The sequence below is a fragment of the Rhizobium sophorae genome (assembly GCF_013087515.1).
Lineage (GTDB): Bacteria > Pseudomonadota > Alphaproteobacteria > Rhizobiales > Rhizobiaceae > Rhizobium > Rhizobium sophorae.
In genome coordinates this window covers 241567-263515 of the sequence record NZ_JABFCN010000070.1, presented here as the reverse complement: position 1 = coordinate 263515, position 21949 = coordinate 241567, and the positions used below count along the sequence as shown (strand labels likewise).

Here is a 21949-nt window from a genome sequence, read left to right as displayed (position 1 = left end):
ATGTCCCAGGAAACACAAAAAGACACACTTCTCGAACTCAAAGATTACTCGATCACATTCAAGACGCCTGATGGAGAGGTGAAGGCGGTCTCGAACATGAACCTGACGGTCAAGCGCGGCGAGCGCATCGCCATCGTCGGCGAATCCGGCTCCGGCAAGAGCCAGACCTTCCTCGGCATCATGGGCCTGCTCGCCAAGAACGGCAAAACCACGGGACAGGCACTGCTTGAAGGCAAGGACGTGCTGGCGCTGAAACCGCGCGAACTCGACCAGATCCGCGGCAAGGACATGGCCATGGTCTTCCAGGATCCGATGACCGCCCTCAATCCAACGCTGAAGATTTCGCGGCAGTTGACGGAACAGCTCGAGGTGCACGGCGGGCTGACGGCGCGCGCCGCATCCGCCGCAGCGCTCGACATGCTGAAACGTGTCGGCATCCCCGACCCAACGCGGCGCTTCCATCTCTATCCGCACGAGCTCTCCGGCGGCATGCGCCAGCGCATCGTCATCGCCATGGCGCTGCTCACGAGGCCGAAGCTTTTGATCGCCGACGAGCCGACGACGGCGCTCGACGTCACCATCCAGGCGCAGATCCTCGATCTCTTCAACGATCTGACGGCGGAGATGAACACCGCACTTATCATGATCACCCACGATCTCGGCGTCGTTGCCGGCCTCGCCGACCGCGTCGCCGTCATGTATGCCGGCCGCATCGTCGAGGAGGCGCCCGTCGATGAGCTCTTCGACAATCCAGCGCACCCTTATACCGCAGCACTGCATGCCTCGATCCCGCGCCCCGACCAGGATGTCGACGACCTCGTCGTCATTCCCGGGCGTCCGCCGAACCTGCAGCACCTGCCGAAGGGCTGCAATTTCTCGCCACGCTGTTCGCAGGTCCAGGACGATTGCATTGACCGCCCGCCACCGCTTGAAACGCTGGCGCCGCGCCATTGCGCCGCCTGTTACCACCCCTTCCCGCGTCGCGAGGAGCTGTTGAATCATGGCTGAACGATCGCTTCTCAGGGTCGAGAACCTGACGACCCAATTCGAACTGCCGGCGAAAGGCTTCTTCAAGCCGCCGATCTTCTTGACCGCTGTCAACAATGTCAGCTTCGACCTCAGCGAAGGCCGCACGCTCGGCATCGTCGGCGAATCCGGCTGCGGCAAGTCCACGCTCGGCCGTTCCATTCTGCGGCTGTTGAAATCGCAGAAGGGCCGCATCCTGTGGCAGGGCCGCAACCTGCTCGACCTGTCGGATGAGGAAATGCGCGCCGCCCGCCGCGACATGCAGATCATCTTCCAGGATCCGATCGCCTCGCTCGACCCGCGCATGACGGTCGGCGACATCATCGCCGAACCACTCACCGTCTTCGAGCCGAAACTCTCCAAAGCCGAGCGCACCGAGCGTGTCCGCGAGATCATGACCGCAGTCGGCCTGGTGCCGGAGATGATCAACCGCTATCCGCACGAATTCTCCGGCGGCCAGGCGCAACGCATCGGCATCGCCCGCGCGGTCGTCACCAAGCCGAAGCTCATCATCTGCGACGAGCCGGTTTCTGCCCTCGACGTCTCGATCCAGGGCCAGGTCATCACGCTTCTGCGCAAGCTGCGCAAGGAATTCGGCCTGACGCTGATCTTCATCAGCCACGACCTCTCCGTCGTGCGCCTGATCTCCGACGATGTGCTGGTGCTCTATCTCGGCAGGGTGGTGGAAGCCGGCGACTGCGCTACCGTCTTCGATCACCCCGCCCATCCCTATACGCAGGCGCTTTTCTCCGCCGCGCCGATCCCGGATCCGAAGCTGGCGCGCCTGCGCACCCGCATCCGTCTGCAGGGTGACCCACCTTCGCCGCTCAACCCGCCGAAGGGCTGCGTCTTCTCACCGCGCTGCTGGAAGGCGACCGACATCTGTCGGACCGAAATGCCGCCGACCGAGGAGGTCCGCCCCGGCCAGAAGGCCGCCTGTTATCACATGGACAGGCCATGAGTGGAGTGAAGGTGGGATTCCATCTTCCTTATTATCGGCGCTTGCCACCTTCATGCTCTCCGCGTATCAGCGAATGAGGACCAGCGCATAACCCCCCGAAAATCGGAATCGATTTTCGGGGGGTTATGCGCCAGTTCAAAGTGATAGAGCGTCCTTAGCGTGTCGTGTTGGACGCGCGGCGCTCTGGTGCAATTCCAGCAGAAGTGTGCAGCTGTTTTGCGATAACGACATGCGTAGAAACAAGGACTTAAAGCCCGAGAGCGAATCTGAAGGATCGCGACGCGCTTTAGTGCGGGGAGGAAAAGGTGAGCAGACGGTTTCTATCGATCGGTGAATGCATGGTGGAACTCTCGCAGGCAGGCGATGGTCTGCTGCGCAAAGGCTTCGCCGGCGATACCTTCAACACCGCCTGGTATGCCCGCGCCTGCCTTGCCGCGGACTGGTCGGTCGACTACTTCACCGCCCTCGGTGACGACGCCATGTCGGATGAGATGCTGGCCTTCATCGACAAGGCGGGCATCGGCACGAGCCTCATCCGTCGCATCAGGGGCAGGACGCCCGGCCTCTACATGATCAACCTGAAAAACGGCGAACGCTCCTTCAGCTACTGGCGCGACAACTCGGCCGCCCGCAGCCTGGCTGCCGATCCCGACCGCCTGCGCGAGGCGGTGGAGAGCGCTGAAGTCGTCTATTTCTCCGGCATCACCCTTGCCATCCTGCCGCATGAGGATGCCGAGACGCTGCTTGCCGAAGTCCGCCGCGCCAAGGCCGCCGGCAAGCTCGTTGTGTTCGACCCGAACATCCGTCCCCGCCTCTGGTCGAGCTACGACGTGATGCATACGACAATCAGCGAGGGCGCCCGCTCCTCTGTGCTCGTCATGCCGAGCTTCGACGACGAGGCGGCCCATTTCGGCGATGATTCCATCGAGGCAACGATCCACCGCTACCGCGCACTGGGCGCCATTCATATCGTCGTCAAGAACGGCGCCGACGGTGTCACGCTGAATTTTGCCGGCGAGCAAACCTTCGTTCCTGCCGAAAAGGTGGAGAAGGTGGTCGACACGACCAGCGCCGGCGACAGCTTCAACGGCGCTTTTCTCGCACGATATCTTGAAGCCGGCGATGCGCCTGCTGCCGCCCGTTTCGCAGCAAAGGTCGCTGCCCGCGTCGTCAGCGAACATGGTGCATTGGTCCCAAGGGAAAAGCTTGGATTGGATGGCGGCTAAAGCGGCGCGATCTTTCAGATTCGCTTAGCGAGACATGCCTTTAGGCCGCACATGCTGACGCAGTATGAACGCCATGTGCGAGCGCTCCCCGCTTTCGGCATCGGTTGCCCGCTGCCAGGGGAAATCAGGACTTCGTCGGCCGATCGGAATCGCGAACTGCCTCGTCATGGTACCAGCAGCTGTCGAGCGCAGCATCGCAGACGTCTGCGGCCTCGCGCTCCATCAGCCTGGCGCGTTCGAACCGGTTGGCGTTTCGTATCGCCTTAACGGGAAACTGGTAGATCGTTGCGGATTCACGATGGAAACCGGTGGGCATGAGATCGCCTCCATTCAGTTCGGCGCATCAACATTTCAGGACCATCTACATAGCACAATGCACATAGTTTATGCAAATCGCATAAAATAAGGGCAATGTTGCAATTGTAATCGGTCGGCATGCTGTCTCGACTAACAGCTTCCGATAATTTGTTTAACACTTCATCATTTCAGCCTAACGCCGCAATTTTCATCCGGTTCCACATGGAAAAAATGCGATTTGATGGGCGATACCGCCAGTGAGCGTTAAAAACAGCACGATTTTCCAAAAGGGAAAAAATCGGCCGACACGCTGATTCGCGATTTTTCTTTCGCGTGGCGCCAAAACTGGCACGCTACGTGCTTTTAAAGCGTCATCCCTGGCGGTCGGATGCGCTTGCGCGCCGAGATCACCTCCGGATTTGCTCACCTTCGTAGCATTGAGAGAGTCACGATGACAAAATATAAGCTCGAGTATATTTGGCTCGATGGGTACACTCCGGTACCGAACCTGCGTGGCAAGACGCAGATCAAGGAATTCGACGCATTCCCGACGCTGGAACAGCTTCCGCTCTGGGGCTTTGACGGCTCGTCGACGCAGCAGGCTGAAGGCCGCAGCTCCGATTGCGTGCTGAAGCCGGTCGCTATCTATCCCGACCCGGCCCGGACCAACGGCGCTCTCGTCATGTGCGAAGTCATGATGCCGGATGGCGTCACGCCGCACGCATCGAATGCCCGCGCCACCATCCTCGACGACGAAGACGCCTGGTTCGGCTTCGAGCAGGAATATTTCTTCTACCAGAACGGCCGTCCGCTCGGCTTCCCTGAGCAGGGCTACCCCGCTCCGCAGGGCCCCTACTACACCGGCGTCGGCTATTCGAACGTCGGCGACGTTGCTCGCGAAATCGTCGAAGAGCATCTCGACCTTTGCCTCGCTGCCGGCATCAACCACGAAGGCATCAATGCCGAAGTGGCCAAGGGCCAGTGGGAATTCCAGATTTTCGGCAAGGGCTCCAAGAAGGCCGCCGACCAGATCTGGATGGCTCGCTACCTCCTGCAGCGCCTGACCGAAAAGTACGGCATCGACATCGAGTATCACTGCAAGCCGCTCGGCGACACCGACTGGAACGGCTCGGGCATGCATTGCAACTTCTCGACCAAGTACATGCGCGAAGTCGGCGGCAAAGCCTATTTCGAAGCGCTGATGGCGCAGTTCGAAAAGAACCTGATGGACCACATCAACGTCTACGGTCCTGACAACGACAAGCGCCTGACCGGCAAGCACGAGACGGCACCGTGGAACAAGTTCTCCTACGGCGTTGCCGACCGTGGTGCCTCGATCCGCGTACCGCACTCCTTCGTCAAGAACGACTACAAGGGCTATCTGGAAGATCGCCGCCCGAACTCGCAGGGCTGCCCCTACCAGATCGCTTCGCAGGTTCTGAAGACGATCTCGGAAGTTCCGACCGCTAGCTCGGCTTCCGCTGCAGCTTGACCTCCCAAGCGGCGCCGGTCCACGATCGGCGCCGTGACCTTCTTCTTTCAGAAGAAAACCGCGGCCAGCGACTGACATAATCGGGGCGATCAGGCCGGCGAAAGCCCTGCAATCCTTGCAATATGGGCTGTAATATTTCCATCATGATCATGCCTCAAAATAGAGAAGCGGGAATCGCCGTTCCGGAACCCCGCTTAGGGGTTAAGCGTTGGCATATCAGTGCGACGCGGATGGAAATCGTGACATGCTGCAACGTCCGGCAAACACTTATAGCGGCGAGAGCTGGACTAATGCCGCAGCCTCCGGGAACCGGCCTGAGAGGCTGGTGATCGTCACCGATGCCTGGCACCCGCAGGTCAATGGCGTCGTGCGCTCGATCGAGAACACCAACCGCGAACTTGCAAAGATGGGCGTCGAGGTTTCCATGGTGACGCCGGAGCGCTTCAACAGCATCCCCTGCCCGACCTATCCTGAGATCCGCCTGTCGATCGCCAATTACCGCCGCATCGCCCGCGAGATCGAAAAGCACAATCCCTCCTACGTGCATATTGCCACCGAAGGCCCGCTGGGGCTGACCGCCCGCCGCTGGTGCCTGAAGAACCGCATGCCGTTTTCGACGAGCTACCACACACGCTTCCCGGAATACGTCTCCGCGCGCCTGCCGATACCGAGGAGCTGGCTCTATTCCTTCGTCCGCTGGTTCCACAATGGCGGCGCCGGATGCATGGTGGCGACGCCGAGTCTTGCCCGCGAACTGTCGGAAAAAGGCATCCGCAACCTCATGCCCTGGAGCCGCGGCATCGACGCCACGCAGTTCCGTCCGATGGAGCTCGAGGAAAACCCGTTCGGCCTGTCGCGCCCGATCTTCATGACCGTCGGTCGCGTGGCGCTGGAAAAGAACCTGCCGGCCTTCCTCGATCTCGATCTGCCGGGTTCCAAGGTCGTCGTCGGCGACGGTCCGGCGCGCGCCGAACTCGAAAAACAATATCCCGACGTCTTCTTCGCCGGCGTGCAGTTCGGCGAGGATCTGGCGAAAACCTATGCACAGGCCGACGTCTTCGTCTTTCCCTCGCTCACCGACACCTTCGGCAACACCATCCTCGAAGCGCTGGCATCGGGCGTGCCGGTCGCAGCCTATCCGGTCACCGGCCCGCTCGACATCATCGGCGAGGATAGCGAAGTCGGGGCGCTCGACCAGAACCTGCAAGCCGCCTGCCTTGCCGCCCTCTCCGCCTCGCGCAGCAAGGCCCGCGAGCTCGCCATGCAATATTCCTGGGAAGCGGCGACGCTGCAGTTCATCAACAATATCCGCGCTGCTAACGGTGTCATCACGCCGAAATGGAAGAAGGCCTGGCAGTTTGCTAAATCGCTTCCGAGAAGCAGAAAGCCCGGCGAAACCGCCGGGCCTCTCCCGTCCGCAGACTGATTGGTTTCACTTGTGAAGTGCGCTGCGAAGCGTGTCGTTCGCAACCGCAATCGCGCTCCGCGCGGCAGGCGTTTCAGCAATGGCGTTCAGGAGCACGAAATCGTGGATCGTGCCGTTGTAACGCATCGACGTGACCTTCACGCCAGCTTGGCTGAGCTTGCGGGCATAGGCCTCGCCCTCGTCACGCAGCACGTCGTTCTCGTCAACGATGACGAGCGCCGGCGGCAGGCCGTTCAACCGCTCCAGCGATGCCTGCAGTGGTGAGGCCGTCGGCTCCTTGCGCTTGGCTTCGTCGGGCAGGTAGGCATTCCAGAACCACTTCATCGCTTCCTTCGTCAGCCACGGGCCATCGGCGAACTGGTTGTAGGACCCATTGTCGAAATTGGCGTCGGTGACGGGGTAGAACAGCACCTGCTGGTCGATGGCGGGACCGCCACGTTCCTTGGCAAGCAGCGTCACCACCGCCGCCATGTTGCCGCCGACGCTATCGCCTGCGACCGCGAGCCGGGAGGCATCGACCTTGAACTCCTTGGCATGTTCGGCGACATATTTGGTCGCGGCATAAGCCTGCTCGATGGCGACGGGATAACGGGCTTCGGGCGAGCGCTCATAATCGACGAAGACGACGGCGGCATCGGCGCCGTTGGCGATCTCACGAACCAGCCGGTCATGCGTATCGGCATCGCCCAGCACCCAGCCGCCGCCATGGAAATAGAGAATGACCGGCAGCGTGCCCTCGGCATGTTCCGGGCGGACGATATGCAGCTTGATGCTGCCTGTCGGGCCAGCCTTGATGACCCTATCCTCTTCCTTGGCAGCAAGCTTCTTCACGTCGCCCTTCTGCGCGCCGGCTAGGACATTGCGGGCATCGGCCGGCGACAGCGTGTAGATCGGCTTGCCGCCGGCAAGCCCGTCGATGAATTTCTGCGTTGTCGGTTCGAGTACCGGATCGGCAAGCGCGCCAACGGCGGAGGCTACGAGCAGTGCTGCTGCGGAAACTGCGGTCTTGATGGTCGACATTGTCTTGTCCTCTCGGTTTCGATGTTCGTCGTGAACACGTTTTATATCGCGCACGATTAATTATCGTACAATTTACATTTCTGCATAGCTACCGTGCATAAAAAGCGGCTACGATTATTTATCGCACGATATAAATTGGTTTAGTTTTGGAGATACCCCATGCAGGATCAGCTAAAGCTCGACAGTTTCATCTGCTTCGCCGTCTATACGGCAAGCCACGCACTGAATCGCGTCTACAAGCCGCTGCTCGATGCGTTGGGTCTCACCTATCCGCAATATCTAGCGATGGTTTCTCTCTGGGAGCAGGACGGCCAGACCGTCGGTGGCCTCGGTGAAAAGCTCTTCCTCGAATCGAGCACGCTGACCCCGCTGCTCAAACGCCTGGAAACCGCAGGTTATGTCAGACGCGAACGCAGCCGGGAGGACGAACGCGTCGTCGTCGTCCGCTTGAGCGAAGAAGGCATTCGCCTGAAGGAAAAGGCGATCGGCATCCCGGGTTGCATCGCCGCTGCCAGCGGTCGCGATGCCGTCGACCTCACCCGCCTCCAGGCCGAGATCGTGGCGCTGCGTGAGGCGCTGAACAAAAGTGTGGCTTAGATTCCCGGATAGCTATCGCACTGCCAGTGACACCCCTCTGCCCCATCGGGCATCTCCCCTACAGGCGGCGAAATCAGATGGATGTTACGGCTTCCCCAAACAATTACCGCTTGGCGGCCAGAGCATCGACAGAGAGGCACTGAGTGTTCGCCTCCTGCCTTTCTCCCTCCGTGTGAGGGTCGGAAGGACGGGTCGAGACCCGTGGCTCGACCCCGGGGTCCGACAGGGCAGAGGGGGTGGCCACACGACGTGCCTCAGAACTCGCCAATCAGCGCAAGCCCAAACCCTATGTTCGCCTCTTCTTGCCTTCGAACGGATTGTCAGGCGAGCGGAAATGGATGCGAATCGGCACGCTCGGCATGTCGAAATCCGCGCGCAACCCGTTGATCAGATAGCGTGTATAGGATTCCGGCAGCGCATCCGATCGGGTGCAGGAGATCATGAAGGCCGGCGGGCGGGCCTTCACCTGCGTCATATATTTCAGCTTGATGCGGCGGCCGGAAACGGCCGGTGGCGGATGCTGGATCTGCTGCGTCTCCAGCCAGCGGTTGAGCCGCGCCGTCGAGATGCGCTTGTTCCAGACCTTGTCGGTATCGATGATCGACTGCATGAGCTTGTCGAGCCCCCAGCCGGTCTGGCCGGAGATAGGCACGGCGCGAATGCCGCGCGCCTGCGGCAGCAGCCGGTCGGTCTTTTCGCGCAGATCCGCAAGCACCGCCTGCCGGTCTTCGATCATGTCCCATTTGTTGAAAGCGAGCACGGCGGCACGGCCTTCGCGAAGCACGAGGTCGACGATCTGCAGATCCTGCTTTTCGAAAGGGATCGTTGCATCGAAGACGATGACGACGGTTTCGGCGAAGCGGATGGCGCGCAGCGCATCGGCTACCGAAAGCTTCTCCAGCTTCTCGATCACCCGCGCCTTGCGGCGCATGCCTGCCGTATCGAACATCTTGATGGTGCGGCCACGCCAGTCCCATTCGACCGAGATGGAGTCGCGGGTGATGCCGGCCTCCGGCCCGGTCAAAAGCCGGTCCTCGCCGAGGAAGCGATTGATCAGTGTAGACTTGCCGGCATTCGGCCGGCCGACGATGGCCACCCTGAGCGGCTTCGTCTCGTCATAGGCCGGCTCTTCGTCCTCGTCGCTGTCTTCGCCTTCCGTCTGTGGAATGTCGACATCTGTAACGGCGACATCCTCCTTGGCGGGATAGGCCCGGTCCTCGCCGATTGCCGCAACGATCGCATCGCGCAAGTCGAGCATGCCCTGCCCATGTTCAGCCGAAATCGGGGTCGGTTCGCCGAGCCCGAGCGTGTAGGCGTCATAGAAGCCGCTGTCTGAACCGCGCGCTTCGGATTTGTTGGCGACGAGCACCACCGGTTTGCCGCGCCGGCGCAGCATCTCCGCAAGGTCGGTATCGACGGGCGTCAATCCGCTCTTGGCATCGACGACGAAAAGCGAAAGATCCGCCTCGTCGATCGCCGCTTCCGTCTGCGCCCGCATCCGGCCCTGCAGGCTTTCCGCGTCGGCCTCTTCCAGACCAGCCGTGTCGATGATCGTGAAAGTCAGGCCCATCAGCCGCGCATCGCCCGGCCGGCGGTCGCGGGTAACACCCGGCGTGTCGTCGACAAGCGCCAGCTTCTTACCCACCAGCCGGTTGAAAAGTGTCGACTTGCCGACATTCGGACGACCGACGATGGCGACCGTGAAACTCATATCTTGTCCTTAACACGATCAGCCCTGAGCGGCGGGCGCCTTGCCGGATGCGGTAATCAGATCAAGCATCATATGGGCGCGATTGGCAACATTGCGCGGGCTGTCGGTATCGTTGACGATCGACTGGAACCACTGCCGCGCCTGCGCCATGTTGCCGGCTTTGTAAGCGGCAAGGCCGAGTGCCTCGCGCGCCGAATGACGGAAGGCGTTGCCCGGAACGGCCATTTCCTCGACCGCCGCCGAAACCTGTTCGTAAGTGCCGTTCTCGATGAGCAGCCAGCCGGCGCGCATCTTGGCGGCATCGCGCACGGCGGCCGGAACGGCATTGTCCTTGCCGATCTCGTTGAAGGCGGCGATTGCCGCCGCGGCATCGCCCTTCTGCACCTGAACGGTCGCGGCGCGCATGCGCGCCAGCACCGGGTAGGCGCCATGGCCTTCCTTCTCGAGTTTGTCGAGCGCGGCCAGCGCCTCGTCGTTCTTGTTCTCGTCGGCTAGCTTCATCGCCGCCAGGAACTGGTCGCCGGTGCCGGAGGAGCGGTTGTCGTCCCAATAGTCGTAGAGAACCTTGCCGGCGGTGCCGACGACGATCAGGATGGCGACGACGACGATATAGCGGCCGAACCGGCGCCAGACGCCCTTCATCTGGTCAGACCGCAATTCCTCATTGACTTCACGGATGAAGCTGTCGTCGTTGAATGCCATTCTCGTCTCCGGCCGCGGAAATACCCATACACCATGCAAAACGCATATTGTCGGGCCTTCTACTCCATTTTGCCGCCGTTGTAAGGGGGATGTGAAAGATTCGTCACATGGCGAGCGGCGAAACCCCGATCAACCATTCGTGCAGCTTCCAGATGATCAGCACCCAGACGACGATGCCGATGACGATGGCATAGAGGTCGTACTTGGCCGAGACGAAGGGCCGGAGCGTGATCTCGCCCGCCCGCTCCCGCCGTTTCAGGGAAATGCGCATGACGACGCCCCAGGCCAGAAATGCGGCAAACAACAGCACGGATGATGTCTCACCATTGGCGAGCAGATGCGCCAATGCCCAGATCTTCACCGACAGCACCATCGGATGTTTGGTCTTCGTCGCGATATGCCCCGCCGGCAGCAGCGAGGCGACGAGACAGATCATCGCGATCAGCATCAGCGTGATTGCTATATGTGCCATCCAGACCGGGGGATTGTATAGCATTCCGGTCACCTGCCGCGCCTGCCCGAAGCCGTAAATCAACAGGATCAGCGTGGCGATGCTGGCAATCGAATAGGCCGCCCGCCAGCCCTTCTCGCCGAGGCTTGCAATCATCGAGCGGCGAAACTCCGGCGACACCACCCGCACCAGATGCACCCCAAGGAAAAGTATGATGCCGACGATAAGCAATGTCATTGCGGATCCCTTCCGTGCCGTTTGTCATGGCTTACCGGCTGGCGCGAGAAAATGCCAGCGCGACCGCAGCTTCGCCGCAATTCTGTCGGAGGGAAACCGCGAACAAATTGTCGCGGTGCCCATGTCTCGTTCCCTCCTCTCCGCCTGCCTTTCTGTTTCGCTCCTCGTTCCGGCAATTGCCGAGGCGGCCGACCGGCCGAAACAGCTCGTTATCATTTCCTTCGACGGCGCCCACGATAACGCACTCTGGCTGAAGAGCCGCGAGATGGCGGCGAAAAACGGCGCCCATTTCACCTATTTCCTTTCCTGCACTTTTCTGATGAACGAGGCGGCGAAGAAGGCCTACCAGGCGCCGCACCAGAAACGCGGAAAATCCAACGTCGGCTTCGCCCAGAGCGACGACGAGATCCGCGAGCGCCTTGGCAATATCTGGCACGCCCACCTCGAAGGACACGACATATCGAGCCATGCCTGTGGGCATTTCGACGGCCGCCTCTGGAGCGAGGCCGACTGGTCGGCCGAATACGCCACCTTCCACGCGACGCTTGAGAATGCCTGGAAGAGCGTCGGTCTCCACGAGCCGGCCGGCTGGCAGGATCTGGTCGATCACGGCATCAAGGGCTTTCGCGCCCCCTATCTCTCGGCAACTGCGGGCGCCGACATGATCGCCGCCGAAAAGAAGGCGGGCTTCACCTATGACGCGAGCCTCGTCACCAAGGGCCCTGCCATGCCTGTCGAGGAAGACGGCATCATCCGCTTCGGCCTGCCGCTGATCCCCGAAGGCCCGAATGACAAGCCGATCATCGGCATGGACTACAATCTCTTCGTCCGCCATTCCAAGGGTGAGGAGGATACGGCCGATTCCGGGGAATTCGAGGACCGCGCCTATGCCGCCTTCAAGGAGGCTTTCGACAGGCAATATGCCGGCTCCCGCATCCCGCTGCAGCTCGGCTTCCACTTCGTCGAAATGAACGGCGGCGCCTACTGGCGTGCCCTCGACAGGCTGGTCAGCGACGTCTGCCACCGAACGGATGTGGCCTGTGTCAGCTATTCGGAAGCGATCCCGATGATCGAGGCGCGCGGGAAATTGCAAACGTCAGGTCTTTGACGGCGTCTAAGGAAATGCTGTAGAGACGGCCCCTCATCTGCCTGTCGGCATCTTCTCCCCGCTGGGGAGAAGAGATTCGCTGCAATCGCTCGCTGAATACCCCGCGCATCAACCGTCGGCGTGCACGACGCCCGTCTCACGTTCCAGGTAGCGCTGGTCAATATCCGGCAGCGGTTCGTCATCGATTGCCGCCTCGAAGGCCTTGAGGCGTTTGTGGATCGAGAGCAACTCGATGATCGTCGTCCAGGAGTTGACGAGATACTGGAACGAGTTGCTGACCTGGCCGAAGGCGGTCGAGATCTGCTGGAAGATACCGTAGGTGATCGTGCCCGCCACGATCGTCGGCACCAGCATGAAGACCACGAAGAGCGCGTCGGCCTGGATATAGAAATAGCGGGCGACGTTGAAATACATGTAGTGGAAATACATGCGGTAATAATTGCGGCGGACGTTGTCGAAGAGCTCCCTGACTGTCAGCGGCTCGGCTCGGTCCGCATGGTCCTCGCCATAGACGAGCTCCTTGCGATAGGCCGCCTCGACACGCTGGTTGCGGAAATTCAGCCCCGGCAGCTTGACGCCGGCGACCGCCAGCAGAAGCGTGCCGAACGCCGACCAGAACAGCGCCAGCCAGAAGAGCGAATTCGCCACCGGCCCGATGAACGGCAGTTCGGTCACGTAATGCGACAGCGCCAGAAGGATCGGAAGGAACACCACGAGCGTCATCACCGAGTTGATGAGACTGATGCCAAGACCTTCGAGCGTGCTCGAAAAGCGCATCGTGTCTTCCTGAACGCGCTGCGAGGCGCCTTCGATGTGACGCAGCTTTTCCCACTTCGACATGTAGAAATTGTTCATCGCCGTTCGCCAGCGGAAGATGTAGTGGCTGGTGAAGAAGTCAGTCATGATCGATACGAACATGCTGAGGAATGCTATCTGGCAGAAGACCCACATTAGGCTGTAGAAATTGTCGACGGAAATGCCTGGCTGCTTCGACAATGCGTTCTGCAGAAGGTCACCAAACGGCCGGCGCCAGTTGTTGATCACAACGCTGATCTGGACGCCGAAGTAGGTCACGAAGATGATCAGTGCCGAACCCCAGATCGACCAAATCTTCCAAGGGTGGTTCAGCGCCTTCAGATGCCATGCACCGCAGAAGATTACTGCCGATAGAAGGAAATAGCCGTAGAACCAGACATTTTCGGGCAGTAGGAAGAACGAAAGGTCGATCGGCTGCTGCTCTTCAGGAATCGGTGCAAAACCGAGGGAAGCACCAAGACCAGCGGCGAAGAAATACCAGCCAAAAATCGCAGCCAGCGTCCAGATTGCGAGCGAAGTGAAGAACGCCTTTGGCTGTGGAAAGAAGGAATGAAACACGGAGGGCTTTGCTTTCCTGAACTGTGAGTCTCGGGAGTGTCGTGGAACACTGATTGTGCCGGAAACTAAGGCAGTTCCAAGGAAGCAGCAATGGGTTCGGCCCATTGTTACAGAGATGTAACCGGTTAAGCGATTTTCCTGATCACCGGCATCACCAGCGCTGCGCAGGCGACGAGTGCCACGGCGGCGATCACCGTCGGGACGGTGAAGTTGCCGCTGCGCTCGGCGATCCAGCCGGCAACGACAGGCCCGACGATCTGGCCGACGCCAAAGGCGGCCGTCATCATCGCCAGGATCCGCCGCGGGCTCTCGGGCGAAAGCTTGCGGCCGATCTGCAGCCCGTAGGCGGTGATTGCCAGGAACGTCGCCCCGAACAGCGCCCCGCCGATCAGCGGTGCGGCAGAAGCCGGCAGCGCAACGGTCGCTAGCACGCCGGTGGCTTCGACCAGAAGCGCCGCGACATAGACGCCGCCAAGCCCGAGCGGCTTGACCAGCGGCTTCCAGGCAAACAGCGCCACCGCCGCCGTCAGGCCGGCAATGAACCAGCACAGGAATTCGACGAAGGGCCCGGTTGCAGAAAGGCGCGCGATGGTGACGAGGAAGGTCGCGGTGATGACATAGCCGAAGCCGAACAGGCCGTAGGACAAAGTCAGCAACACCATCGGCCGGTTCCAGATGAGCGCCGGCTCCTTGCCCGACTGCGCCGATTGCGCCGGCGCCGACGGCAGCAGCAGGAAAACGACGACGAGGCTTGCCGCGCAACAAAGCGCCCCGCCGATCCAGTCGGCGCGCCAGCCGCCCGGCCCATCGTGAAAGCCGAGGCCGATCAGAAACACCATGACCGAGGACAGCGCGATGCCAGCACCCGGCCCGCCGAAATGCGCCGCCTGCACATGATCGTTGCCGGCAGCAGCCCCGTGGCTGAGCACAATCGACGAGGTGAAGACCATCGCAAAGGCGCTGGCGATGCCGGCGAGGAAACGGATGACGGCAAAAATCGCGACGGAATCGGTAGCGGCCATGGCAGCAAGCAGGATGGCGGTTGCCAGCAGCGACAGCAGCGCCACCAGCCGCTCCCGCCCCGCCGCCCAGCCATAGGCGGCAAGCACCGCGCCGACGAGATAACCGACGAAATTCGCCGATGCGATAAAGCCTGCATCCGCTGCCGAAAGCGGCACGCCGATGATCATACCGGGCAGGATCGGCGTGTAGGAGAAGCGCCCGAAGCCCATGGCAGCGGCCATGGCAACGGCGCCGGCAGCGGCGGTGGAGACAAGATTCGGCGGGGAGTGACCGGTGCGCACGAGCATGCAGCGCTTATCGCGCCGCAGCACCGGCATCACAATCAAGTAATTCTGATCGATCGATCAATTTCCCGAAACATCAAAAAATCTCTGCTGCACTTGAAAGGAATTATCTTACGATATATGTTTTACGACATAGTCGACGATATATCTAACGATGAAAGGAAACGGCATGAGAGGCTTTAAAGGCGGCATGTTCGGCGACGCTTTCCGCATGGGCCGCAAATTCGCGGCAGGCGATCTGCAACTAGTCATCCTGGCGCTGCTCGCTGAGCAGCCGCGCCACGGCTACGAATTGATAAAGTTGCTGGAGGAGCGTTCCGGCGGCTTCTACGTGCCGAGTCCCGGCGTCATCTATCCTGCACTCACCTATCTCGAAGAAACCGGTCTTGCCGAGGTCGAGGCCGAGGGCGCCAAGAAGCTCTATCGCATCACCGAGGCCGGCCGCCGCCGCGTCGAGGAAAACCGCGACATGATCCTGCACACGCTCGCCAAGCTCGAGCGCATCGGTGAGAAGATGGCCTATGTGAAGCGTGTCTTCGAAACCGACCGTCACGGCGCCGACGATGGCGATGACGGCGACTTCATGCAGGACGGCGGCGATATCCGCGCCGCCCGCATGCTGCTGCGCTCGGCGCTGCGGATGCGCTATCCCTGGTCGAAACCCGAAGCCGCCCGCATCGCCGGCATCCTCGAACGCGCCGCCACCGAAATCCTGCAAGGCGGCAGGCCGGGAACGCGGGGCTGAAGATGAAGGCCACACAGCGGGTGCTTCAGCGTCCGATGGATGCCAGGAGCAGCGCTGCGGCGCGTCCTTCGAGGCTCCGCCCTACAGGCTACGTACAAGGATGAGGGACGCTGGAGAATGCCGTGCTCCCGATAGAGATGTTGGAAAAAAGCCTTACCCCCGCTCATCCGGCAAGGTGAGAACCACCGGCCCGTTGCGCGTCGCGACCACCGTGTGTTCGTATTGCACGGTCGGCGCCTTCGGATCGGCATAGAGCGTCCAGGCATCGTCGCCGCCTTCGGCCCATGTCGCGCCGAGCGAGAGAAATGGCTCGACGGTGAAGACGAGACCTTCCGTCATCATCCGTTTTTCCGAAGGGTCCGGCCAGGTCGAGAGCTCGGCCGGCTCCTCATGCAGCGAGCGACCGACGCCGTGGCTCGCCAGATTGGCGACCAGCGTATAGCGGTTCTTCTGCGCGAAGGCGCCGACGGCTGTGCCGATCTTTGCCAGCGGCTCGCCTGATTTGACCTGGTTGAGCCCGATCCACAGCGCCCGCTTGCCGTCGCGGCAGAGCCGCTCGATCTTCGGCTTGACCGGCGGCATCGTGAAGGAGGCGCCGGTATCGGCGAAGAAGCCGTCCTTTTCCGCCGAGACGTCGATATTGATGAGATCGCCGGCGCGGATGACGCGCGGGCCGGGAATGCCGTGGGCGATTTCCTCGTTGATACTGATGCAGGTGGCACCGGGAAACTGGTAGCAGAACTCCGGCGCCGAACGCGCGCCCGAATCCTCGAGCACTTTGCGGCCGATCTGGTCGAGCTCCAGCGTCGTCATGCCGGGCTCCATCGCCGCCGCCATCACCTGGATGGCGTTGGCGCAGATGCGGCCGATCTCCTTGAGCTTGGTCAGTTCATCGTCGTTTGCGATAACCATTCGTCTGTTCCGGCCTTGCGCAGGGCGGCAGCGGCCGCCTTAGAGCGCCGCGCCTCCAACAGGAAGCCCTAAGGACGCTCTGTCCCTTCGAATCAGCGCATATTCCCATCCGAAAATCGATTCCGATCTTCGGCGTCATGCGCTCGTCAAGCCGTGGCTTTCGCCTCTTCGCTGCTATCAGTCAACGCCTTTCTGACGATCGGCGCGACTTTCGTGCCGTAAAGCTCGATGCCGCGCATGATCTCGGCATGCGGCATCAGGCCGATGGCCATCTGCAGCAGGAAGCGGTCGTTCTTGAAGAGCGCATGATGGGCGATGATCTTTTCGGCGACCACCTCGGGATCACCGACGAAGAGCGCGCCGTTCGGCCCGCGCGACATGTTGAAATGCGCCCGGTTCGTCGGTCCCCAGCCGCGCTCGCGGCCGATGCGGTTCATCACCTCGGCCTGCGGCCCGTAGAACTGGTCGGCCGCCGCCGCCGTCGTGTCGGCGATGAAACCGTGGACATTGATGCTGGTCTTCAGCTTCGACTGATCCTGTCCTGCCCGGCGCGCGGCCTCGCGGTAGAGATCGAAGAGCGGCGCAAAACGGCGCGGCTCGCCGCCGATGATCGCCAGCGCCACCGGCAGGCCCAGTGCGCCGGCGCGCGCCACCGACTGCGGCGTACCGCCGACCGCGACCCAGAGCGGCAACGGATCCTGCAGCGGCCTAGGATAGACACCGCGCCCGTTGATCGGCGCGCGAAGCTCACCCTTCCACTCCACAACCTCGCTGTCGCGCAGCGCCAGCAGCAGATCGAGCTTCTCCTCGAAAAGCTGGTCGTAGTCTTCGAGATTGTAGCCGAACAGCGGGAAGGACTCGATGAAGGAGCCACGCCCCGCCATGATTTCGGCGCGGCCATTGGAGATCAGATCGAGCGTCGAAAACTGCTGGAAGACACGCACCGGATCGTCGGAGGAGAGCACGGTGACCGCACTGGTCAGCCGGATGTTCTTCGTTTTGACCGCGGCCGCAGCCAATACGACTGCAGGAGCGGATGCCGCATAGTCCGGTCGATGATGCTCGCCGAGCCCGAAGACATCGAGTCCCACCTGATCGGCGAGCTCGATTTCCTCGATCAGGTTCTTCAGCCGCTCCGCCCCTTCGACACCTCTGCTACCGGCAGGCTTCGGATTGACGTCGGCAAATGTGTAAAGCCCCAGTTCCATCATCGGCATCCTGTTGAATTCTCGGTTGAGATAAGGATGCCGGGAATGCAGCGCAAATACAAATTGTGGAACAGAATGTTCGAGAATTTCGATGGCGGCATGATGTCTTTGGCGATCAGGCAGAGCAATCGACGATTAATTCGAATCTGAATTCAATGACTTCGAAGCGCCGGCGGATTCATCTTTCGAACCACCTTAGATCATACTTGAAGCGGCTGGACGGCGTACTCTCGCCGCGCTGTCCAGCCGCCGCTCACATCTTCGCCAGCAACTCCGCCAGTTGGTCCGCAGCCTTGCCCCACCCTTCGTGGAAACCCATCTTCTCGTGCGCCTCCTTGTCCTCGGCGCGCCAGTGCAGCGCCTTGGCCGTATATTTCGTGCGGCCGTTGCCGAGATCTTCGAGCAGGATGACGCCCGTGAAGAAAGGTTTCTCGGATGGTGCCCAGGCGCTGGTATAGGCATCGGTGAAGACGATCTTCTCGTTCTCGACGATCTCGAGATAGACGCCGCGGTTCGGGTATTGATTGCCCTCGGGGTCATGCATGACGACGACGTTGGAACCGCCGGGGCGGACGTCGAGCGTCGCTTCCGCCACACCCCAGGGACGCGGCACGAACCACTGCTTCAGCAGATCAGGATCGGTCCATGCCTTGTAGATCTTCTCGCGCGGCGCGTCGAATTCGCGAACGAGGACGAGTTCATGTTGAGTGCTGGCGGTCATTTCGACATCTCTCCATTTGAATGAAACCTGTTTCCTGTCAGGTCATTACAAGGACGTGTCAGAGTTCGCCGTTCCGACACCGCGCCGGCCTTCGCATTTTTATTTTGCGATTGGCTGCGTGGCCTCTTCCTGCATCTTGTCAATCTGCCGGCGGATATGGGCGGCCTCAGCTGCCGAATGGGCCAGTGCAATGGCGCGGTCGAAGGCTTCGCGCGCCTGGCTGGTCAAGCCAAGCTGCTTCAGCAATCCACCTCGCAGCCCGTGATAATAGAAATAGCCGCCGAGTTTTTCGCCAAGCGGATCGATGAGGTCGAGCGCATCCTGCGCACCCTGGAGCTTGGAGACGACGACGGCCCGGTTCAGCGTTATGACCGGCGACGGCTGGAGACGCTCCAGCGCGCGATAGAGCAGATCGATCTCCACCCAGTCTGTATCCTCGGCGCATTTTGCGCGGGAATGAACAGCGGCGATGGCAGCCTGAATCTGATAAGGAGCGGGCTTGCGGTGGCGCAGCGCCTTGTCGAGCAGCGCTAAGGCCTCATTGATGAACGGTTGGTTCCAGAGCGACCGGTCCTGATCTTCGAGCAGCACGATCTCGTCTCCGGCATTGAACCGCGCCGGCCGGCGCGAGATCTGCAGAAGCATGAGCGCAAGCAGTCCCATCAGCTCCGGTTCCGACGGGAAGATATGCAGCATCAGCCGAGCCAGCCGGATCGCCTCGTCGCTGAAGGCAGCCGCCTCATGCCTGGGGTCGGCCTGGCTGTAGCCCTCGTTGAAGATCAAATAGATCATCGTGCTGACGATCGACAAGCGTTCGGCCCTCTCCTCAGGGCTCGGCGTTTCGAAAGGCACGCCTGCCTTGGCAACGCGTGCCTTGGCCCGGGTGATGCGCTGTTCCATGGCGCTTTCGGACACCAGGAAGGCACGCGCGATCTGCTGCACCGAAAGGCCGGAAACGATGCGTAGCGCCAGCGCGATCTGCTGGGTTGCCGGCAGATCTGGATGGCAGCAGATGAACAGCAGCCGCAGAATATCGTCGCGATAATTGGAATCGTCCAGCCGCTCGATGATATCGCTTTCGGCATCCTCGGTATCGGAGATGACCTCCTCATCCGGCAGAGCCTGGGTCTTCGCCCGCTTGCGCACCGCATCAATGCCGCTGTTGCGGCCGACGAAGATGAGCCAGGCTGTGGGATCGCGTGGTGGCCCTTTCTCCGGCCATGTCCGGATTGCCCTCAGACACGCTTCCTGAAACGCCTCTTCCGCGGTATCGAGATTGCGGAAATAGCGCAGCAGCGCGCCGAGCGCCTTCGGGCGGGCCGATGCAAGCGCGAGGTCGATCCAGGCAATGTCTGTCATGACGAAGCATCTCCCGGCCTGAAGACGTAGAAAGGCCGAATTTCGTAGGAGGTGGAACCGGGATTGACGGATGAAAGCTGTTTCGAGAAGGCGATCGCCTCGTCGAGCGTTTCGAAGTCGACGACATAGAAGCCGAGAAGCGCCTCTTTCGTTTCCGCAAAAGGCCCATCGATGACCAAGGGCTCGTCCTTGCCCTTGCGCACTGTGGTCGCAGCCGTCGTCGGCATCAACCGGCCGACGGGGCCGAGTTTGCCGGATGCGGCAAGCGGCTCCTGCACGGCGTAGAGTTTCTCCATGACGGCCGCCTCCTCCTCCTTGCTCCAGGCGAAGACGGTTTCCTCATGGGCGTAACAAAGGATTGCATAAAGCATTGCTCACTCCTCTCTTTGAATGACGAAGGAGTAACCGCTTACCCGACAGGCCGCATCAAAAAATTATTGACCGGAAATTCGTGATCTTCCGAAGAACGGCGACGCCGTGGCTGAAGAAATGGCCGGGGTTCTTCCGGGACGAGCGGAGCTATAGTCCGGCGCTGATCGCCCCTCACCCCTCGCTCAGCGTCCGCTTGACAGCATTCTTCCAACCCTTGAGCTTCGCCGCCCGCACCTTCTCGTCCATGTCGGGCTCGAATCGCCGATCGCGTTTCCAGGTCGCCGAAAAACCGTCCCTGTCCGGCCACACCCCTGCTCGGCTGCCGGCGAGCCAGGCGGCCCCCAGCGCCGTCGTCTCGAGAATGACCGGGCGATCGACCGGCGCATCGAGCAGGTCGGCAAGGCGCTGCATCGTCCAGTTAGAGGCGACCATGCCGCCATCGACGCGCAGCACCGTGTCCTCGGCGCCATTCTTCCAGTCCTTCTGCATGGCGTCGAGCAGGTCGCGGGTCTGGTAGCAGACGGCTTCCAGTGCCGCCCGGGAGAGTTCCGCCGGCCCGCTATTGCGCGTCAAGCCGAAGATAGCGCCGCGCGCCGCAGCATCCCAATGCGGTGCGCCGAGGCCGGTGAAGGCGGGCACGAGATAGACCTCCTGGGTCGGATCGGCCTTTTCGGCAAGTGCGTTGGTCTCTGCGGCGCTGCCGATGATGCCGAGCCCGTCTCGCAGCCATTGCACCGCGGCGCCGGCGATGAAGATCGAACCTTCCAGCGCATAGGTGGTCTCGCCGTTCAGGCGGTAGGCGATGGTGGTCAGCAGCCGATTTTTGGACCGCACCATGTCGGCGCCGGTATTGAGCAGCGCGAAACAGCCGGTGCCGTAGGTCGATTTCATCATGCCCGGCCTAAAACACGCCTGGCCGATGGTCGCTGCCTGTTGGTCGCCGGCCACACCGAGAATCGGGATAGCAGCACCGAATATATCAGGATCGACCGTGCCGAAATCGGCTTCGCAATCCTTGACCTCCGGCAGCATGGCCGCGGGGACCCTCAGAATTTCGAGCAGATCCTCGTCCCACGCGTTTTCGGCAATGTTGTACATCAGCGTGCGCGAGGCGTTAGTGGCGTCGGTGACGAAGCTCTTGCCACCCGTCAGCCGCCAGATCAGGAAGGTGTCGATCGTGCCGAAGCAGAGATCGCCTCTGGCAGCGCGCGCCCGCGCGCCCTTGACGTTGGCGAGCATCCAGGAGAGCTTGGTGCCGGAAAAATAGGGATCGAGGATGAGGCCGGTCTTCTTCGTGAATAGCCGCTCGAGGTCCTGTCGTTTCAGATTGTCGCAATAGCTTGCCGTGCGCCGGTCCTGCCAAACGATGGCATTCTGGATCGGGCGGCCCGTTTCGCGCTCCCAGACGACGACGGTTTCGCGCTGGTTGGTGATGCCGAGCGCTGCAAGATCCCTAGCCTCGATCCCGGCATCGCGCAGCGCCATGTGGACGGTGGAGACGACCGAATCCCAGATCTCCTCGGGATCGTGCTCGACCCAGCCGGAGCGCGGATAGAGCTGGGTGAATTCCTTCTGGCCCTTGCCGGCGACATGCATGTCGCCATCGAAGACGATCGCCCGCGTCGACGTCGTTCCCTGATCGATCGCCAGAACATATCCGCTCATGAAAACCCTCCCTCAGCATGTCAATTGTCGAA

21 protein-coding genes are annotated in these 21949 nt (G+C 61.3%); 8 read left to right on the top strand and 13 right to left on the bottom strand.

Features of this window, described 5'->3' with window-relative positions; translation table 11 throughout:
* From G9X64_RS35395 to G9X64_RS35385, 3 genes are all read left to right on the top strand, one after another.
* On the top strand, nt 1–1008 hold the full coding sequence (locus G9X64_RS35395) for an ABC transporter ATP-binding protein (RefSeq protein WP_168310582.1): 1008 nt from the start codon (nt 1–3) through the stop codon (nt 1006–1008).
* Entirely contained in the window at nt 1001–1987 is a 987-nt protein-coding gene (locus tag G9X64_RS35390; protein ID WP_168310581.1) for an ABC transporter ATP-binding protein, read from the top strand. The genes G9X64_RS35395 and G9X64_RS35390 overlap by 8 nt, the downstream gene beginning before the upstream one ends.
* A 305-nt stretch (nt 1988–2292) precedes the next feature.
* Complete coding sequence (locus G9X64_RS35385) at nt 2293–3213, top strand: sugar kinase (RefSeq protein ID WP_168310580.1); 921 nt, start codon at nt 2293–2295, stop codon at nt 3211–3213.
* Between the two features lie 124 nt (nt 3214–3337).
* Here the strand turns inward: G9X64_RS35385 and gstI are convergent, their stop codons facing one another.
* Nucleotides 3338–3529 (bottom strand): glutamine synthetase translation inhibitor GstI, encoded by a 192-nt coding sequence (gene gstI / locus G9X64_RS35380; RefSeq protein ID WP_131619636.1) that lies wholly within the window; start codon nt 3527–3529, stop codon nt 3338–3340.
* A 432-nt stretch (nt 3530–3961) separates the two neighbouring features.
* Here gstI and G9X64_RS35375 point away from each other — a divergent pair, with 432 nt between their 5' ends.
* Together G9X64_RS35375 and G9X64_RS35370 are read left to right on the top strand one after the other, a co-directional pair.
* Nucleotides 3962–5002, top strand: coding sequence for a glutamine synthetase beta-grasp domain-containing protein (locus G9X64_RS35375; protein WP_047611346.1), 1041 nt, complete (start codon nt 3962–3964; stop codon nt 5000–5002).
* A gap of 244 nt (nt 5003–5246) precedes the next feature.
* Complete coding sequence (locus tag G9X64_RS35370; RefSeq protein ID WP_171378353.1) at nt 5247–6428, top strand: glycosyltransferase family 4 protein; 1182 nt, start codon at nt 5247–5249, stop codon at nt 6426–6428.
* A gap of 6 nt (nt 6429–6434) precedes the next feature.
* On the opposite strand, the gene G9X64_RS35365 is transcribed toward G9X64_RS35370, so the two are convergent.
* A complete protein-coding gene (locus G9X64_RS35365) occupies nt 6435–7448 on the bottom strand; it encodes an alpha/beta hydrolase (protein ID WP_171378352.1) in 1014 nt (337 codons plus the stop codon).
* A 159-nt stretch (nt 7449–7607) separates the two neighbouring features.
* Here G9X64_RS35365 and G9X64_RS35360 point away from each other — a divergent pair, with 159 nt between their 5' ends.
* Complete coding sequence (locus G9X64_RS35360) at nt 7608–8045, top strand: MarR family winged helix-turn-helix transcriptional regulator (protein ID WP_168313598.1); 438 nt, start codon at nt 7608–7610, stop codon at nt 8043–8045.
* A gap of 286 nt (nt 8046–8331) precedes the next feature.
* Here the strand turns inward: G9X64_RS35360 and der are convergent, their stop codons facing one another.
* From der to G9X64_RS35345, 3 genes are all read right to left on the bottom strand, one after another.
* Nucleotides 8332–9756 carry a ribosome biogenesis GTPase Der gene (gene der, locus G9X64_RS35355; RefSeq protein WP_168313599.1) on the bottom strand — a complete coding sequence of 475 codons (1425 nt, stop codon included), beginning with the start codon at nt 9754–9756 and terminating at the stop codon, nt 8332–8334.
* Between the two features lie 18 nt (nt 9757–9774).
* A complete protein-coding gene (locus G9X64_RS35350; protein ID WP_168313600.1) occupies nt 9775–10458 on the bottom strand; it encodes a tetratricopeptide repeat protein in 684 nt (227 codons plus the stop codon).
* Nucleotides 10459–10561: 103 nt separating this feature from the next.
* Nucleotides 10562–11146: an NnrU family protein gene (locus tag G9X64_RS35345; protein WP_168313601.1), complete on the bottom strand. Its 585-nt coding sequence runs from the start codon at nt 11144–11146 to the stop codon at nt 10562–10564.
* Between the two features lie 121 nt (nt 11147–11267).
* Between G9X64_RS35345 and G9X64_RS35340 the strand changes: the two genes are divergently transcribed.
* Nucleotides 11268–12254: a polysaccharide deacetylase family protein gene (locus G9X64_RS35340; protein ID WP_168313602.1), complete on the top strand. Its 987-nt coding sequence runs from the start codon at nt 11268–11270 to the stop codon at nt 12252–12254.
* Between the two features lie 108 nt (nt 12255–12362).
* Here G9X64_RS35340 and sbmA read toward each other — a convergent pair whose 3' ends face one another.
* Nucleotides 12363–13628, bottom strand: a complete 1266-nt coding sequence (gene sbmA / locus G9X64_RS35335; RefSeq protein ID WP_168313603.1) for a peptide antibiotic transporter SbmA — start codon at nt 13626–13628, stop codon at nt 12363–12365.
* Between the two features lie 125 nt (nt 13629–13753).
* Nucleotides 13754–14938: a YbfB/YjiJ family MFS transporter gene (locus tag G9X64_RS35330; RefSeq protein ID WP_171378351.1), complete on the bottom strand. Its 1185-nt coding sequence runs from the start codon at nt 14936–14938 to the stop codon at nt 13754–13756.
* Between the two features lie 166 nt (nt 14939–15104).
* Here G9X64_RS35330 and G9X64_RS35325 point away from each other — a divergent pair, with 166 nt between their 5' ends.
* Nucleotides 15105–15680, top strand: coding sequence for a PadR family transcriptional regulator (locus G9X64_RS35325; RefSeq protein ID WP_168309470.1), 576 nt, complete (start codon nt 15105–15107; stop codon nt 15678–15680).
* A gap of 153 nt (nt 15681–15833) precedes the next feature.
* On the opposite strand, the gene map is transcribed toward G9X64_RS35325, so the two are convergent.
* The 6 genes from map to glpK form a co-directional block, all read right to left on the bottom strand.
* Nucleotides 15834–16592, bottom strand: coding sequence for a type I methionyl aminopeptidase (gene map / locus G9X64_RS35320; RefSeq protein ID WP_138386876.1), 759 nt, complete (start codon nt 16590–16592; stop codon nt 15834–15836).
* Between the two features lie 146 nt (nt 16593–16738).
* Nucleotides 16739–17800, bottom strand: a complete 1062-nt coding sequence (locus tag G9X64_RS35315; protein WP_171378350.1) for an LLM class flavin-dependent oxidoreductase — start codon at nt 17798–17800, stop codon at nt 16739–16741.
* A gap of 253 nt (nt 17801–18053) precedes the next feature.
* Nucleotides 18054–18521 (bottom strand): SRPBCC family protein, encoded by a 468-nt coding sequence (locus tag G9X64_RS35310; protein WP_168309469.1) that lies wholly within the window; start codon nt 18519–18521, stop codon nt 18054–18056.
* Nucleotides 18522–18620: 99 nt separating this feature from the next.
* Complete coding sequence (locus G9X64_RS35305) at nt 18621–19880, bottom strand: RNA polymerase sigma factor (protein WP_168309468.1); 1260 nt, start codon at nt 19878–19880, stop codon at nt 18621–18623.
* Nucleotides 19877–20251 (bottom strand): YciI family protein, encoded by a 375-nt coding sequence (locus G9X64_RS35300; RefSeq protein ID WP_011653034.1) that lies wholly within the window; start codon nt 20249–20251, stop codon nt 19877–19879. The genes G9X64_RS35305 and G9X64_RS35300 overlap by 4 nt, the downstream gene beginning before the upstream one ends.
* A gap of 172 nt (nt 20252–20423) precedes the next feature.
* On the bottom strand, nt 20424–21917 hold the full coding sequence (gene glpK, locus G9X64_RS35295; protein WP_168309467.1) for a glycerol kinase GlpK: 1494 nt from the start codon (nt 21915–21917) through the stop codon (nt 20424–20426).
* Between the last annotated feature and the right edge of the window lie 32 nt (nt 21918–21949).